This window comes from Aggregatibacter sp. 2125159857 (assembly GCF_017798005.1).
Lineage (GTDB): Bacteria > Pseudomonadota > Gammaproteobacteria > Enterobacterales > Pasteurellaceae > Aggregatibacter.
Window position 1 is genome coordinate 212975 of sequence record NZ_CP072548.1, and the last position, 15016, is coordinate 227990.

The following is a 15016-nucleotide window of genomic DNA, read 5'->3' on the forward strand; positions in this document are numbered from 1 at the left end:
CCAGTATTGACGGAAAGCAAAAAAATTAAATGAACACTGACTTTTGAAGTTAACAGTGATAGGATAATCCCTCATTAGACCTGATCAATATGTTGTTATTATGCTTGAAAAAACCTTAAAAATTGCGACTCGCCAAAGCCCGTTGGCGTTATGGCAGGCAAATTATGTGAAAGACCGTCTGCAACAGTTATATCCCGATTTAACCATTGAATTAGTGCCAATGGTAACTAAAGGCGATGTGATTTTAGATTCACCACTGGCGAAAATCGGTGGCAAAGGCTTGTTTGTTAAAGAATTAGAAAATGCCTTGTTGAATAAAGAGGCGGATATTGCCGTGCATTCCATGAAAGATGTGCCGATGCAATTTCCCGAAGGCTTGGGATTAGCCGTGATTTGCCAACGCGAAGATCCGCGTGATGCCTTTGTGTCTCATTCTTACCGCACTTTTGCAGAGTTGCCGCAAGGTGCGGTGGTCGGGACATCAAGTTTACGTCGCCAATGCCAATTAAAAGCCCTGCGCCCTGATTTAGATATTCTCTCCTTGCGTGGCAATGTAGGAACACGTTTAAGCAAATTAGATAACGGCGATTATGATGCCATTATTTTAGCTTCTGCCGGCCTCATTCGTTTGGGCTTAGCAGATCGTATCGCATCTTTTATTGACGTTGAACAATCCTTACCGGCGGCCGGACAAGGTGCTGTCGGCATTGAATGCCGTACCGATGATATACAAGTGCAGGCCTTATTAGCACCGTTAGCGGATGCGGAAACCACGTATTGTGTACGGGCAGAGCGCGCCATGAATAATCATTTACAAGGCGGTTGCCAAGTGCCGATTGGCGGTTATGCCGTATTACAACAAGGGCAGTTGTATTTAAGAGCCTTAGTGGGCGACATTGACGGCAGTCGCATTATTCGCGCGGAAGGTAAAAGTGCGGTGGAAAATGCCGAAGTTTTAGGCGTACAAATTGCCGAACAGCTTTTAGCGCAAGGCGCTGACAAAATTTTGCAAGCAATTTATTCATAAATCGTGGGGGCACAATGGCTGTTTTGGTAACTCGCCCTGATGAACGTGGGCAACAACTCGTGGAGATGCTGGCAAAAGCCGGAATCGTCGCCATTCATTTGCCTTTATTTACCATTGAAGCCGGTGCAGAACTCAATGAGTTACCGAATAAATTTGCCAAATTAAAAGCGGATGATTATGTCTTTATCGTCTCCAAAAGTGCGGTAGATTTTGCCGACAAAGCCTTAAAAGATACCGGTTTTGCATGGCGCGATGATTTGCACTATTTCACCGTAGGGCAAGGCACCGCACAGTATTTTGCCGCCACAACCGCTACGGCTGTGCATTATCCGACAAGCCAAGAAAACAGCGAAGGCGTATTACAACTTCCTGCAATGCAAAATTTACAAGGTAAAACCGTTTTGATTTTGCGCGGTAATGGCGGACGCGAACTCCTCTCAGAACAAGTGCAACAACGCGGTGCTAACGTTGAGATTGTTGAATGTTACCGAAGAGAACCGCTTGTTTATAATAATGTGGAGCAAACCAGTCTGTGTAAGCGTGCCGGTATTCAAACCATTGTGGCGACCAGCGGGGAAATTCTGACGCAACTGCTGGATTTTGTCCCACGAAATGAACATAATTGGCTAAAAAGTTGTCAACTCATTACCGTCAGTGAGCGAATTTCCCATTTGGCGCAGGCATTGGGCTGGCAGAATGTGATTGTTTCACCTCGTGCGGATAATCAAACATTATTACAAACCTTATTACAATGTCGTTAACGCAACATGTCTCTTTTATAGGTAATCAATATGGCTAACAAGAAATCGAATCATCTGGAAAATCATGCAGAAATTGAACACGAAATTGATGTGAATAAGGATCTTGATTTAGCAAAACAAGACACCACAGAAAATGAACACGTTGACCCCAAGGTAGAGGATAAACAAGCAACCATGCAACATAAAGAGAACGAAAATAGACAGTCTTCCGCGTCCACTCCACACGAAACCGTTATTGTGAAGAAAAACGGTTCTGCGTTGAGCGTATTAGCGATTTTGATTGCCCTTGGCTTGGGCGGTAGCGGTTATTATTTCGGGCAGCAACAGGTTGACGAAATGCAACAAAAACTGACCGCACTTCAAACGCAACTTCAGCAAAAAAAGACGGCTGAACCCGTCAATCTCCCAAGCTTTGAAGCAGAAAAAACTCAGTTGGCGAAGTTAGCCGAGTTTTCTCAAGTGGCGAGCGACCAAATCAGTGCCTTGAATCAAGAATTAGCCGCCAAAGAACAACAGTTATCTGCGTTGCAACAACAAGTCCAGCGTTTGACCAATCAAAGCAAAGCGGAACAACCGAACGATTGGTTGCTGACCGAAGCAGATTTTTTATTAAATAATGCCTTGCGTAAATTGGTGTTGGATAACGATGTGGACACCAGCGTATCGCTATTAAAAGTGGCTGGCGAGACCTTGTCCAAAGTGGCAATGCCGCAAGTCGCCACTGTTCGTAGCGCAATTAATGCAGATTTGAAGAAACTGTTATCCCTCAACAACGTGGATCAAAACGCTATCATGCAGGAATTGTCTCAATTGGCAAATGACGTGGATGAGTTGAACGTATTGAATGTGAATTTTGATGAAGATCCAAACACGGACAAACTCACCGATTCTTTGGAAGATTGGAAATCCAACGCTGAAAAAAGTGCGGTCAGTTTTTTAAATCATTTTATTCGCATCACGCCCAAAAAAGCGGATAACAAAGCCTTATTAGCACCAAATCAAGACATTTATTTGCGTGAAAACATTCGCTTACGCTTACAAATTGCGATTTTAGCCGTGCCACGTCAACAAGATGATTTATATAAACAATCTTTAGAAACGGTGGCTTCTTGGGTTCGTACCTATTTTGATACCAGCACGGAAGTGGCACAAAACTTCCTCAAAAAACTGGATGAATTGGCAGAACAATCCATTTACGTGGATGTACCGACCCAGCTTAGCAGCTTAAATGCCTTGGATAAATTACTGAATAAACAACCGCAAGAAGTGCAAAAAATCACGCTTTCCGCTGACAAAGATTTCGATCCGGAAAATGCCAAAGCGACAGAAAACCATGCCACAAGCCCTGCAGAGCAAGGAAATGGCGCGGATACAAGCACCGCCCCGAATCAACCTGAACAACAGGAGAAATAGACCATGATAAGATCACTATTTTTAATGTTGCTATTATTAGCCGGATTGCTTGCCGGTCCGTATTTATCCGGCAAACAAGGTTATGTCCGTATTGAAACCGCCGACAACATTGTTGAAATGTCTCTTACCACATTGGTGATTTTCTTTGTGATTTCACTGGCGGTGGTCTATAGCATTGAAGCGGCAATCAGCCGTTTTTGCCGTTTAAGTAATAACACTTACAGTTGGTTTTCCCGCCGTAAACGCGTCAAAGCGCAAAAACAAACCTTGGAAGGGTTAATGCGTATGGATGAAGGCGATTATTCCAAAGCGGAAAAACTCATCGGCAAAAACGCCAAACATTCTGACGAGCCGGTGTTAAATTTCATTAAAGCGGCTGAAGCGGCTCAACAACGTGGCGATGAATTCAGCGCCAACCGTTATTTGATTCAAGCGACGGAAATTGCCGGCACCGACAGCCTGATTCTCGAAATTGCCCGCACCCGCATTTTATTACAACAAAACAAATTACCTGCCGCGCGCAGTTCCGTAGATAGCCTATTGGTCATGGCAGGTCGCAATAAAGAAGTCTTGAAATTAGCCGTAGATATTTATTTAAAATCAAATGCTTACCAAGCCTTGGATAATATTCTTGAACAGGTGGAAAAATCCGGTCTCTATACCAATGCTGAGCTCGAACAACTCCAACACCAAGTAGAAGACGGCTTGTTAGATGAAAAAATTAACGAAGAAGGCGTAGATGGTTTGCTGGCATGGTGGAATGAACAACCGCGCCAACGCCGCCAAGATGCCTATGTGAAATTAGGTGTGATTCGCCGTTTGATTGATGGCAATGATCATGAATCTGCCTATGAATTAACGTTGGAATTGGCGAAAAAATTAGAGACCGACAGTCCGCTAATGCAACCATTATTTAAACAAATTAGCCGCTTACAACCAGAAGATAACAGCAAATTAGTAAAAATTGTTACCAAGTGGCTAAAAACCGCCAGCCCGTCAATACAATGCTGCGCCCAACGCGCATTGGGGTATTTGTATGTGCGCAACAACGATTTTACTCATGCCAGTGAAGTGTTTAAAGAACTGATTGCCCATAAAGATCAATTAGATCCTAATGACATTCACATGGCCTCTTACGTCTTCGAACAAGTGGGAGATAACGAGACGGCACAGAAATTACGCGAAGAAGGGTTGAAATCCGCCATGTCGGTAGCCACCTTATCCTCGGAAGAAACATCGGAAAAATCCACCGCACTTTAAGCGTAGCCCAATCACATAACCCTCATTAATGCGCCAGAACACCAAACCAGAGCTGGCGCATTTCAATATGCAAAACCGACATCACATACAACTTGTTGGACAAACAAATCATTCCCTTAAAAAGTGCGGTGGTTTTAGCGCGTATTTTTGGCGTATGCGTTCAAATTCAATGGGGTTCTATTTCATGCATCTAGATGCACGCAACCGTCTCAAGGTAGCATGCAACTTGTTGCACGAATAAGACCGATCACTCTCTTAATAAAGTGCGGTAGTTTTGGGGCGTGTTTTTAGCTTATGCGTTCAAATTCAATGAGGTTTCATTTCGTGCATCAAGATACACGCAACCGTCTCAAGGTAGCGTGCAACTTGTTGCACGAATAAGATAAAGCTATTTCCGTTTCTCTTGCAACGCCTTTAACACCATCGGTGGGACAAGTTGACTCATGTCGCCGTTGTGTAAATAAATTTCACGAATCATGGTGGAAGAAACGTAAGACCACTGTTCCACCGGAGGGAAAAACAGGCTTTCCACGCCATGGGTAAGAAGTCGGTTAAGATGGGCTAACTGCACTTCATATTCAAAATCCGTCGTACTCCGTACCCCACGAATAATGGCTTTGACGTCATACTCCGCGATGGTATGCGCAAGTAAATTATTAAACCCAATGACCTTAACATTCGACAAATGCGCCACCGATTGACGTACCAACTCGACACGTTCGTCTAACGTAAACAAAGGCTTTTTACTTGGGCTTTCCGCCACCGCCACCAAAACGTTTGAAAAAATCACCGCACTTCGCTCAATAATATTCAAATGCCCGTTCGTAAGCGGGTCAAATGTGCCGGGATAGATTACCGTTGTCATTGCTTCATCCTAGTTCAAATAAGGTTTTAATAAATTCATTACACGTTGTAATGCGCCGCGATTTTCATTTAACACGGCATAACCTGCCTGACCATAACGTTTGCCAAGCTCAGGCGACCGCAAAAAGGTTGCCACCGCTTTAGCCACGGCTTGCGGCGTGTCTTCCGTGATTAACACACCTTGCCGTTCAATTAATTTTGTGAAAATCTCAGGAAAGTTAAAGGTATGTTTTCCGCTGATCACCGGCAATTTGAATACCAGCGGTTCTAAGGGATTATGCCCGCCGTGCGCCACCAAGCTGCCACCAACCAACGCTACCTTTGCCATACCGTATAACAACATGAGTTCGCCCATGGTATCACCGAGCAAGACCTGCGTTTCTTCTGTCGGTATTTCGTGGCTGCTACGCCGCATGAAACCAAAGCCCTCTTGTTCAATCAGTTGAGCCACCGAACTAAACCGCTCAGGATGGCGCGGCACCAAAATCAACAACAAATCAGGATATTGGCGCAATAAAGTGCGGTGACTTTTTAAGATGATTTCATCTTCGCCTTCGTGTGTGCTGGCGGCAATCCAGATAGGCCGTTGCGTATTCCATTGTGCCTTTAATGTTGCAATCTGATGAAGGAGTTCATCGCTCACATTCAAGTCATATTTGATATTGCCGGTTACGACCAATCGTTCGGGTGCAATGCCTAATTGCGCATAACGTTGCCCACTCACGTCATCTTGCGGGGCAATCAACGTGATGTTATTCAACAGCGGTTTTAACGGTTCTTTAAACCAACCGTAACGCGTGGCAGAACGTGCGGATAAGCGAGCGTTCACAATGACAAAGGGGATACTGCGCCGTGCAAATTGGTGAATCAAGTTAAACCAAAGTTCCGTTTCGATAACAATGCCGACGCGCGGTTGTACAAATTCAATAAAACGGGACACAGCACCCGGCAAATCATAGGGCAAATACACATGGGTCACTCTGTCGCCAAAAACCGCTTTTACCCGTTCGGAACCGGTAGGCGTCATTGTGGTCACTGTGATCGCCAGTTGCGGATAATCTTGCTGAATCCGCTTAATTAAAGGAACGGCGGCAATCACCTCACCAACAGACGCGGCGTGAAGTAAGACACCGTTCGGCGAAGGAGATTGCGTGTTACCATAGAAGCCATAACGCTCGGCGAGACGTTTACGATAGTGGGGCGCACGAAAACTGCGCAAGACCATAAAAAGGCACAGTAGCGGCTGAGCAAGATACATCAAACAGGTATAGAAAAAACGTAACATAGCAAATGTGTCGGCTTATGCTAGAATTGCAAAATTAATCAAGACAAACAGGTGTTTAGTATAAGCGTTTGTCACTCATTCACAAAGGATAAAAACGATGCCGACTCTTAGTGTTGCAATGATTGTTAAAAATGAAGCCCACCACCTTGCACAATGTTTGGACACGGTAAAAGCGTGGGTGGATGAAATAGTGATTTTAGATTCAGGCAGCACCGATGCGACCCAACAGGTTGCTGAACAATACGGCGCAAAATTCTACCAAAATACCGACTGGCCGGGATTCGGCAAACAGCGACAATTAGCACAACAGTATGTCACCTCCGACTATGTTTTATGGCTCGATGCAGATGAACGGGTAACCCCAGAGCTACGTCAATCTATTCAAGCAGCTATTGCTCAAGATGCGCCGAATACCGCCTATAAAATCCCACGATTAAGTGAAATTTTTGGTCATAAAATTCGTCATTCCGGCTGGTATCCGGATTATGTTATTCGGTTATATCGTAAAGATTTTGCCCGTTATGGCGATCAACTGGTGCATGAAAAAGTAGAGCTGCCAACAAACGCCAATATCCAAAAATTACAAGGGGATTTGTTGCATTATACTTACCAAAATATCCACCATTACCTAGTTAAATCCGCAGGCTATGCCAAAGCGTGGGCTGACCAACGAGAAAAAGCCGGTAAAAAAGCGACATTATGGCAAGGCATCAGCCATGCTGTAGGCTGTTTTGTCAAAATGTATGTGATTCGCTTGGGATTCTTAGATGGCAAAGCCGGCTTATTACTGGCGATTCTTTCAGCGCATTCCACTTTTGTAAAATATGCTGATTTGTGGGTAAGAACACAAAAATCAGGCTTATAAAAAACGCACCTTAGCAAGGTTACTTACTAAGGTGCGAATTATTTGGATGTGACGGAATCCGAGGAATTACATCATTCCGCCCATACCTCCCATGCCGCCCATACCGGCAGCACCGAGGTCAGCTTTGTCATCTTTTGGTAATTCGGTCACCATACACTCGGTGGTGATCATTAAGCCGGCGACAGAAGCGGCAAATTGCAATGCGGAACGGGTCACTTTAGTCGGATCCAAAATACCCATTGCAATCATATCGCCGTATTGCTCGGTACCTGCGTTATAACCAAAGTTTCCTTCGCCATTTTTCACCGCACTTGCAACCACAGAGGCTTCTTCACCTGCGTTCGTCACGATTTGACGTAATGGCGCTTCCATGGCGCGAAGGGCAAGTTTAATACCCACGTTTTGTTCTTCGTTGTCGCCACGTAAATCAGCAACTTTGCTGGCCGCACGAATTAACGCTACACCACCGCCGGCAACCACACCTTCTTCTACTGCGGCACGGGTAGCGTGTAAGGCATCTTCAACACGCGCTTTTTTCTCTTTCATTTCTACTTCAGTTGCTGCGCCGACTTTAATCACCGCAACACCGCCGGCGAGTTTAGCCACGCGTTCTTGTAATTTTTCTTTGTCGTAGTCGGAAGTGGATTCTTCGATTTGTTGACGAATTTGAGTCACACGACCTTGGATTTGCGCTTCATCGCCGATACCGTCGATGATTGTGGTATTGTCTTTATTGATGACAACGCGTTTTGCTTGACCAAGATCTTCAAGAGTCGCTTTTTCTAACTCCATACCGATTTCTTCGGAAATCACCGTACCTGCAGTTAAAATCGCAATGTCTTGTAACATTGCTTTACGACGATCGCCAAAGCCCGGTGCTTTCACCGCAGCTACTTTCACGATGCCGCGCATGGTGTTCACGACCAATGTTGCTAACGCTTCGCCTTCTACGTCTTCCGCAATAATTAATAACGGTTTACCTGCTTTTGCAACGCCTTCTAATACCGGTAATAATTCACGAATATTAGAGATTTTTTTATCGACTAATAAAATGAATGGGTTATCTAATTCTACGGTCGCAGTTTCCGGTTTATTGATGAAGTATGGGGAAAGGTAACCGCGATCAAATTGCATCCCTTCAACCACATCCAACTCGTCTTCTAAGCCGGTGCCGTCTTCTACGGTGATGACGCCTTCTTTACCCACTTTTTCCATGGCTTGTGCGATTAATTGACCCACAATACTGTCGGAGTTTGCGGAAATGGTGCCCACCTGTTCGATTTCTTTAGAGGTTTCGCAAGGTTTGGAAAGGGATTTAAGTTCGGCAACCACGGCAGTAACCGCTTTGTCGATACCGCGTTTTAAATCCATTGGGTTCATGCCTGCCGCTACGGCTTTTAAGCCTTCGTTCACAATGGCTTGTGCTAGAACCGTTGCTGTGGTTGTACCGTCACCGGCGGCATCATTGGCTTTAGAAGCAACTTCTTTCACCATTTGTGCACCCATGTTTTCAAATTTATCTTCTAATTCGATTTCGCGTGCTACAGACACACCGTCTTTAGTAATGGTTGGTGCGCCGAACGATTTGTCTAATACTACGTTACGGCCTTTTGGACCAAGAGTGACTTTTACTGCGTCAGCTAAAATGTTTACACCTTTTAACATTTTCACGCGTGCGTCGTTACCGAATTTTACGTCTTTTGCTGCCATATTTAATTTCCTTTTATTTTGTTGCGTGAGATTGCTCTCACCATGATCTATTTTGTTTAAAGTGCGGTGGTTTTTCAGCGCGTTTTTGCTTATTCAACAATCGCTAAAATATCGCCTTCGGAGAGGATGAGCACTTCCTCACCATCAATTTTTTCTGTTTTTACACCGTAGCTGTCGCTGAAAATGACGATGTCGCCCACTTTTACGTGCATTGGGTGAATGCTACCGTTTTCTAATAAACGACCAGGGCCGACCGCTAACACTTTCGCGCGGGTAGATTTGGTGGCTGCAGAACCGGTCAATACGATACCGCCGGCAGATTTGGTTTCCACGTCTTCACGTTTTAAAATCACTTTGTCGTGTAATGGACGAATATTCATCTGAAATTTCCTCTATTTCTTAAATTAATAAAAAAGCTTTTTCTATATGGGAATCATTTTTACGCTTTCAAGGGAAAGGCAAAATTATTTTAACCGTTTATTTTCATCCGCTTCCTTTTCAAATTCCGCCTCAAAAATTTCGCTATCGTTCTGGCGATTGCCTTGGGACGAATAAAAAGTGCGGTCGGTTTTAAAGATGTTTTGTTGGAAGAACACGAATCGGCTACGAATGAATGTATTTACTAGGTAACGACCGAGCGGGCTTAACAGCACGCAAGCGAGAATGTCAGTCACAAAACCGGGAATAACAAAAAGGATGCCGGCAATAAGCCAGCGCAGCGAGCCAAAAAGTGCATCAGTGGGCAATTCGCCTTGTGTTAGCTGCTGTTTCACCCGCGTGAGGCTGTACCAACCACGAGCGCGTATGATGACAATGCCCAGTAACGAGGAACCAATCAACAACAAAATGAGCATGAGGATACCCAACTGGCTTCCTAGCCAAACCAGTAGACTCAGTTCCACATAAATAAATAGAAAAACAGCGAAAAGAAAGATGATAAACGGCATGTTTCGCTCCTTAAAAATACGTTGGATGTGCATATTACCCGCTTTATTCTGCGGTGCAACTTTTATTCATGGCTACATCTTTCAGGTTAGAAAAACTAATCTGAAAAATAAAAATAACTCTTAAATGCGTATAAAAATCTGTGACTTGGATCAATTTAATTTTAATCGAATTTTCTATAATTTAGACAATTCAACCAAACGTGTTAAGCATAAAGGAGAACGCAAATGACACAATATAGAAAGGAAGTGGATTTGTTAGGTGAACGTGAAGTTCCTGCGGATGCTTACTGGGGTATTCACACCTTAAGAGCGGTGGAAAATTTTAACATTTCGAAAGTAACGATTTCTGATGTACCGGAATTTGTCCGCGGCATGGTGATGGTGAAGAAAGCAGCAGCATTGGCAAATGGTGAGTTGGGCGCTATTCCTAAAGCCATTTCCGAAGCCATCGTCAAAGCCTGTGATGAAGTGTTGGTAAACGGCAAATGTTTGGATCAATTCCCATCTGATATTTACCAAGGCGGTGCAGGCACATCTGTCAACATGAACACCAATGAAGTGATTGCCAACTTGGCGTTAGAAATTTTAGGTCACAAAAAAGGGGAATATAAATACCTCGACCCAATGGATCATGTAAACGCCAGCCAATCCACCAACGATGCGTACCCTACCGGTTTCCATATCGCTGTGTACAACAGTGTTGTTAAACTGCTTGAAAAAGTCACTTATTTACAACAAGGTTTTGAAAATAAAGCGAAAGAATTCGAGAAAGTCTTGAAAATGGGACGTACCCAATTACAAGATGCGGTGCCAATGACCGTTGGTCAAGAATTCAAAGCGTTTGCAGTGTTAATGGCAGAAGAAGTGAAACACTTAAAAGCGGCAGCGGCACACTTGCTGAAAGTCAACATGGGTGCAACCGCAATTGGTACCGGTTTAAATACCCCGCAAGGTTATGTACCAACTGTGATTAAATATTTATCACAAGTCACCGGATTACCTTGCAGTGGCGCAGAAAACTTAATTGAAGCGACTGCTGACTGCGGTGATTATGTTTCCGTGCATGGCGCGTTAAAACGCACTGCCGTGAAATTGTCAAAAATCTGTAACGACTTACGTTTACTCTCTTCCGGCCCGCGTGCGGGTATTAAAGAAATCAACTTGCCTGAATTACAAGCCGGTTCTTCTATCATGCCGGCAAAAGTGAACCCGGTTGTGCCTGAAGTGGTAAACCAAGTGTGCTTCAAAGTGATTGGTAACGACACCACTGTGACTTTTGCGTCAGAAGCCGGTCAATTACAATTAAACGTGATGGAGCCGGTGATTGTACAAGCCATGTTTGAATCCATTGAGATTTTAGGCAACGCTTGCGTGAACTTGCGTGATAAATGCGTTGATGGCATCACCGTAAACAAAGAAACGTGCGAAAACTATGTTTACAACTCTATCGGTATTGTCACTTACTTAAACCCATTTATCGGCCACCACAACGGCGACTTAGTGGGTAAAATCTGTGCGCAAACCGGTAAAGGCGTGCGTGAAGTCGTCTTGGAAAAAGGCTTGTTAACCCAAGAACAATTAGATGACATCCTTTCCGTAGAAAACTTAATGAATCCGACTTATAAAGCAAAATTAAATAAATAAAAAGTGAACAAATCAGTAAATTAGTTATCGAATAGTTAGCTTGTTTATTTAGTCAAAATCAGCGTCCTAATGGATTAGGCGCTGATTTTTTTGTATGCCGAAATAAAAATGACATGAAAAAACAAAGCGTAAATTCCTTTCATATCCCTTGAATTCTCTCAATTAACCTCAATATAGTTTGCATATTTCTGTTTTATAAAGGACAACATTATGACTACGATTGTAAGTGTACGTCGCAACGGCAAAGTGGTTGTGGGCGGTGATGGACAGGTTTCCCTTGGCAATACGGTGATGAAAGGCAATGCGCGTAAAGTGCGTCGTTTGTATAACGGCAAAGTATTGGCGGGTTTTGCGGGCGGCACGGCAGATGCCTTTACGTTGTTTGAGCTTTTTGAGCGTAAATTAGAAATGCACCAAGGGCATTTGCTGAAAAGTGCGGTGGAATTGGCGAAAGATTGGCGTACCGATCGTGCGTTGCGTAAATTGGAAGCGATGCTAATTGTGGCGGATGAAAAAGAAAGCCTGATTATTACCGGTATCGGCGATGTAGTGCAACCGGAAGAAGATCAGATTTTGGCTATCGGTTCCGGTGGCAATTATGCCTTATCTGCCGCTCGTGCGTTAGTGGAAAACACCGAGTTGTCGGCGCGTGAAATTGTAGAAAAATCTCTCAAAATTGCCGGTGAAATTTGTGTGTTTACCAATACCAATTTCACTATTGAAGAATTGCCGAATTAAAAAATTATAAGGAATAAACCATGTCTGAAATGACGCCTCGTGAAATAGTTTCTGAATTAGATCAACATATTATCGGTCAAAGCGATGCCAAGCGCGCAGTGGCTATTGCCCTGAGAAACCGTTGGCGCAGAATGCAGCTGCAAGAGCCAATGCGCCATGAAGTGACCCCGAAAAATATTCTTATGATTGGGCCGACCGGTGTGGGGAAAACGGAAATTGCCCGCCGTTTGGCAAAATTAGCCAATGCGCCGTTCATTAAAGTAGAAGCCACTAAATTTACCGAAGTCGGTTATGTGGGCAAAGAAGTGGACTCCATTATTCGAGATTTAACCGACAGCGCCATGAAATTGGTACGCCAACAGGAAATCGTCAAAAATCGTGCTAAAGCGGAAGAAGCGGCAGAAGAGCGAATTTTAGATGCCTTATTGCCTGCGGCGAAGAACCAATGGGGTGAAGTAGAAAACCGCGATAGTCAAAGCAACACCCGTCAGATTTTCCGTAAGAAATTGCGCGAAGGCTTGTTGGACGATAAAGAAGTGGAAATCGATGTCGCCGGTGTGCCTATGGGCGTGGAAATCATGGCACCTCCGGGCATGGAAGACATGACCAGTCAATTACAATCCATGTTTGAGAACCTTTCCGGCAGCCAAACCAAAAAACGTAAAATGAAAATTAAGGATGCGTTAAAAACCTTAATTGACGATGAAGCGGCGAAATTGGTGAATCCGGAAGAGCTGAAACAAAAAGCCATTGATGCGGTGGAGCAAAACGGCATCGTGTTTATCGACGAAATCGATAAAATTTGTAAAAAAGGCGAATACAGTGGCGCGGATGTCTCCCGTGAGGGCGTGCAACGCGATTTATTACCGTTGGTGGAAGGTTCTACCGTGAACACCAAACACGGTATGGTGAAAACTGATCACATTTTGTTTATCGCTTCCGGTGCGTTCCAAGTGGCGCGCCCGTCAGATTTAATCCCGGAATTACAAGGTCGTCTGCCGATCCGTGTGGAACTTTCCGCACTCACTGCTGAGGATTTTGAGCGTATTCTGACTGAGCCGAACGCCTCTTTAACCGAGCAATACAAAGCTTTAATGGCAACGGAAGGGGTGAATATTGAATTTACTCAAGATGCCATTAAGAAAATCGCTGAAGCGGCATTTCGCGTCAACGAAAAAACCGAAAACATCGGCGCCCGCCGTTTGCATACGGTAATGGAGCGCTTAATGGATAAAATTTCTTTCAATGCCAGCGATATGAACGGACAAACCGTGAACATTGATGCTGCGTATGTCAGTGAGGCATTAGGTGAAGTGGTAGAAAATGAAGATTTAAGTCGCTTTATTCTTTAATCTTCTGGTTTTATTTAGGGTACGACAAATGTCGTGCCCTTTTATTTATCAAGTGCGGTAGGATTTTAGAAAATTTTTGTAGTTATTCACTAAGTTGTTTACAATGTGCCCACTTTTTCATTCGCCTGAGTACAAATTATGCAGACAAAAAAATTATTCATTGCGCTCTTATTAGGCACGGCAACACTCACGGGTTGTTCATCAACCATTGATCCGGAAACCGGAGAACGTAAAGATGCCTTAGAGGGTTTTAACCGTAAAATATGGGATTTTAACTATCATGTTGCTGATCCTTACGTATTAAAACCTCTTGCTAAAGGCTGGAAAGAATATGTCCCTTCCCCAATACGCACGGGAATTGTTAACTTTGCCAATAATCTTGATGAACCAGCAAGCTTTGCTAACCGTTTAGTGCAAGGTGAATTTAAATTGGCAATGGTTCATTTCAACCGTTTTTGGTTAAATAGTATTTTTGGTTTAGGTGGCGTAATTGATGTTGCAAGCTACAGCGCACCACTTAAAAAAGAAGAAAATTCCCGATTCGGCGATACATTAGGTCGCTATGGTGTAGGAACCGGCCCTTATATTATGCTTCCTGTCTATGGCCCGGCAACACCACGACAAGATATTGGTAACCTAGCAGATACCACGTATCCAATGTTGTCATTATTAGGTCCTTGGAGTCTATTAAAATGGACGGTTCAAGGGATTGATACTCGTGCAAGTTTAATGGATAAAGAAGCATTGTTAGATCAGGCTCAAGATCCTTACGTTACTTTCCGCGAAGCTTATTTCCAAAATATTGACTATCGCATCCGTGCCAACAAGAAAGAAGAAAAAGCAACTCCGGCCTTGTCAGAAGATATTCTTAATCAAATTGACTGATTAATTTTCTCTTTAATTCATAATTAGTGAATCGTAGCCTGCAACTTGTTGCACGAAATCGTGAATACCCAAAAGGGTTAAATAAACGTTTCGCGCATGATTTGATAGTGCATCGAAATGCACGCTACGCATGAAATGTATGAATTACGCATCGAGGTTAATTATTCGTGCAACAAGTTGCACGCTACGAGGGGGAAATAATCTTCCTATATATTGAGTTTCGGTTTTCAGTCTTGTTTTCGTTATATCGCAAGTTTTTTTCTGT

At 43.8% G+C, this 15016-nt stretch carries 14 protein-coding genes; 9 read left to right on the forward strand and 5 right to left on the reverse strand.

Annotated features, from left to right (window positions below):
• The first annotated feature begins 100 nt into the window (after nt 1-100).
• The 4 genes from hemC to J5X96_RS01010 are packed head-to-tail and all read left to right on the forward strand — an operon-like array spanning nt 101 to nt 4461.
• A complete protein-coding gene (hemC, locus tag J5X96_RS00995) occupies nt 101-1027 on the forward strand; it encodes a hydroxymethylbilane synthase (RefSeq protein ID WP_209363745.1) in 927 nt (308 codons plus the stop codon).
• Nucleotides 1028-1041: 14 nt separating this feature from the next.
• Nucleotides 1042-1788 (forward strand): uroporphyrinogen-III synthase, encoded by a 747-nt coding sequence (locus J5X96_RS01000; RefSeq protein ID WP_209363747.1) that lies wholly within the window; start codon nt 1042-1044, stop codon nt 1786-1788.
• A 30-nt stretch (nt 1789-1818) separates the two neighbouring features.
• Nucleotides 1819-3201 (forward strand): uroporphyrinogen-III C-methyltransferase, encoded by a 1383-nt coding sequence (locus tag J5X96_RS01005; RefSeq protein WP_209363749.1) that lies wholly within the window; start codon nt 1819-1821, stop codon nt 3199-3201.
• A 3-nt stretch (nt 3202-3204) separates the two neighbouring features.
• Complete coding sequence (locus J5X96_RS01010) at nt 3205-4461, forward strand: heme biosynthesis protein HemY (protein WP_209363751.1); 1257 nt, start codon at nt 3205-3207, stop codon at nt 4459-4461.
• 388 nt (nt 4462-4849) lie between these two features.
• On the opposite strand, the gene coaD is transcribed toward J5X96_RS01010, so the two are convergent.
• The gene (gene coaD / locus J5X96_RS01015; RefSeq protein WP_209363753.1) at nt 4850-5326 is read right to left on the reverse strand and encodes a pantetheine-phosphate adenylyltransferase; all 477 of its coding nucleotides are present in this window, start codon (nt 5324-5326) and stop codon (nt 4850-4852) included.
• 9 nt (nt 5327-5335) lie between these two features.
• A complete protein-coding gene (gene waaA / locus J5X96_RS01020) occupies nt 5336-6610 on the reverse strand; it encodes a lipid IV(A) 3-deoxy-D-manno-octulosonic acid transferase (protein WP_209363760.1) in 1275 nt (424 codons plus the stop codon).
• Between the two features lie 97 nt (nt 6611-6707).
• Between waaA and J5X96_RS01025 the strand changes: the two genes are divergently transcribed.
• On the forward strand, nt 6708-7475 hold the full coding sequence (locus J5X96_RS01025) for a glycosyltransferase family 2 protein (RefSeq protein ID WP_209363761.1): 768 nt from the start codon (nt 6708-6710) through the stop codon (nt 7473-7475).
• A gap of 66 nt (nt 7476-7541) precedes the next feature.
• Here the strand turns inward: J5X96_RS01025 and groL are convergent, their stop codons facing one another.
• From groL to J5X96_RS01040, 3 genes are all read right to left on the reverse strand, one after another.
• Entirely contained in the window at nt 7542-9185 is a 1644-nt protein-coding gene (groL, locus tag J5X96_RS01030) for a chaperonin GroEL (RefSeq protein ID WP_209363763.1), read from the reverse strand.
• A gap of 89 nt (nt 9186-9274) precedes the next feature.
• Nucleotides 9275-9565 carry a co-chaperone GroES gene (locus J5X96_RS01035; protein ID WP_209363765.1) on the reverse strand — a complete coding sequence of 97 codons (291 nt, stop codon included), beginning with the start codon at nt 9563-9565 and terminating at the stop codon, nt 9275-9277.
• An 84-nt stretch (nt 9566-9649) separates the two neighbouring features.
• The gene (locus J5X96_RS01040; RefSeq protein WP_209363767.1) at nt 9650-10132 is read right to left on the reverse strand and encodes an FxsA family protein; all 483 of its coding nucleotides are present in this window, start codon (nt 10130-10132) and stop codon (nt 9650-9652) included.
• A 225-nt stretch (nt 10133-10357) separates the two neighbouring features.
• Here J5X96_RS01040 and aspA point away from each other — a divergent pair, with 225 nt between their 5' ends.
• From aspA to J5X96_RS01060, 4 genes are all read left to right on the forward strand, one after another.
• Nucleotides 10358-11776 carry an aspartate ammonia-lyase gene (gene aspA / locus J5X96_RS01045; RefSeq protein ID WP_209363768.1) on the forward strand — a complete coding sequence of 473 codons (1419 nt, stop codon included), beginning with the start codon at nt 10358-10360 and terminating at the stop codon, nt 11774-11776.
• 210 nt (nt 11777-11986) lie between these two features.
• Nucleotides 11987-12514 (forward strand): ATP-dependent protease subunit HslV, encoded by a 528-nt coding sequence (gene hslV, locus J5X96_RS01050; RefSeq protein ID WP_005704683.1) that lies wholly within the window; start codon nt 11987-11989, stop codon nt 12512-12514.
• Nucleotides 12515-12534: 20 nt separating this feature from the next.
• On the forward strand, nt 12535-13866 hold the full coding sequence (gene hslU, locus J5X96_RS01055) for an HslU--HslV peptidase ATPase subunit (RefSeq protein ID WP_209363770.1): 1332 nt from the start codon (nt 12535-12537) through the stop codon (nt 13864-13866).
• Between the two features lie 138 nt (nt 13867-14004).
• Nucleotides 14005-14751 carry an MlaA family lipoprotein gene (locus J5X96_RS01060; RefSeq protein WP_209363772.1) on the forward strand — a complete coding sequence of 249 codons (747 nt, stop codon included), beginning with the start codon at nt 14005-14007 and terminating at the stop codon, nt 14749-14751.
• Nucleotides 14752-15016: the final 265 nt, after the last annotated feature.

Bases quoted from the DNA above. Each gene is read 5' to 3' on its own strand.
- hemC (WP_209363745.1), top strand. From the start codon at position 101: ATGCTTGAAAAAACCTTAAAAATTGCGACTCGCCAAAGCCCGTTGGCG.
- J5X96_RS01000 (WP_209363747.1), top strand. From the start codon at position 1,042: ATGGCTGTTTTGGTAACTCGCCCTGATGAACGTGGGCAACAACTCGTG.
- J5X96_RS01005 (WP_209363749.1), top strand. From the start codon at position 1,819: ATGGCTAACAAGAAATCGAATCATCTGGAAAATCATGCAGAAATTGAA.
- J5X96_RS01010 (WP_209363751.1), top strand. From the start codon at position 3,205: ATGATAAGATCACTATTTTTAATGTTGCTATTATTAGCCGGATTGCTT.
- coaD (WP_209363753.1), bottom strand. From the start codon at position 5,326: ATGACAACGGTAATCTATCCCGGCACATTTGACCCGCTTACGAACGGG.
- waaA (WP_209363760.1), bottom strand. From the start codon at position 6,610: ATGTTACGTTTTTTCTATACCTGTTTGATGTATCTTGCTCAGCCGCTA.
- J5X96_RS01025 (WP_209363761.1), top strand. From the start codon at position 6,708: ATGCCGACTCTTAGTGTTGCAATGATTGTTAAAAATGAAGCCCACCAC.
- groL (WP_209363763.1), bottom strand. From the start codon at position 9,185: ATGGCAGCAAAAGACGTAAAATTCGGTAACGACGCACGCGTGAAAATG.
- J5X96_RS01035 (WP_209363765.1), bottom strand. From the start codon at position 9,565: ATGAATATTCGTCCATTACACGACAAAGTGATTTTAAAACGTGAAGAC.
- J5X96_RS01040 (WP_209363767.1), bottom strand. From the start codon at position 10,132: ATGCCGTTTATCATCTTTCTTTTCGCTGTTTTTCTATTTATTTATGTG.
- aspA (WP_209363768.1), top strand. From the start codon at position 10,358: ATGACACAATATAGAAAGGAAGTGGATTTGTTAGGTGAACGTGAAGTT.
- hslV (WP_005704683.1), top strand. From the start codon at position 11,987: ATGACTACGATTGTAAGTGTACGTCGCAACGGCAAAGTGGTTGTGGGC.
- hslU (WP_209363770.1), top strand. From the start codon at position 12,535: ATGTCTGAAATGACGCCTCGTGAAATAGTTTCTGAATTAGATCAACAT.
- J5X96_RS01060 (WP_209363772.1), top strand. From the start codon at position 14,005: ATGCAGACAAAAAAATTATTCATTGCGCTCTTATTAGGCACGGCAACA.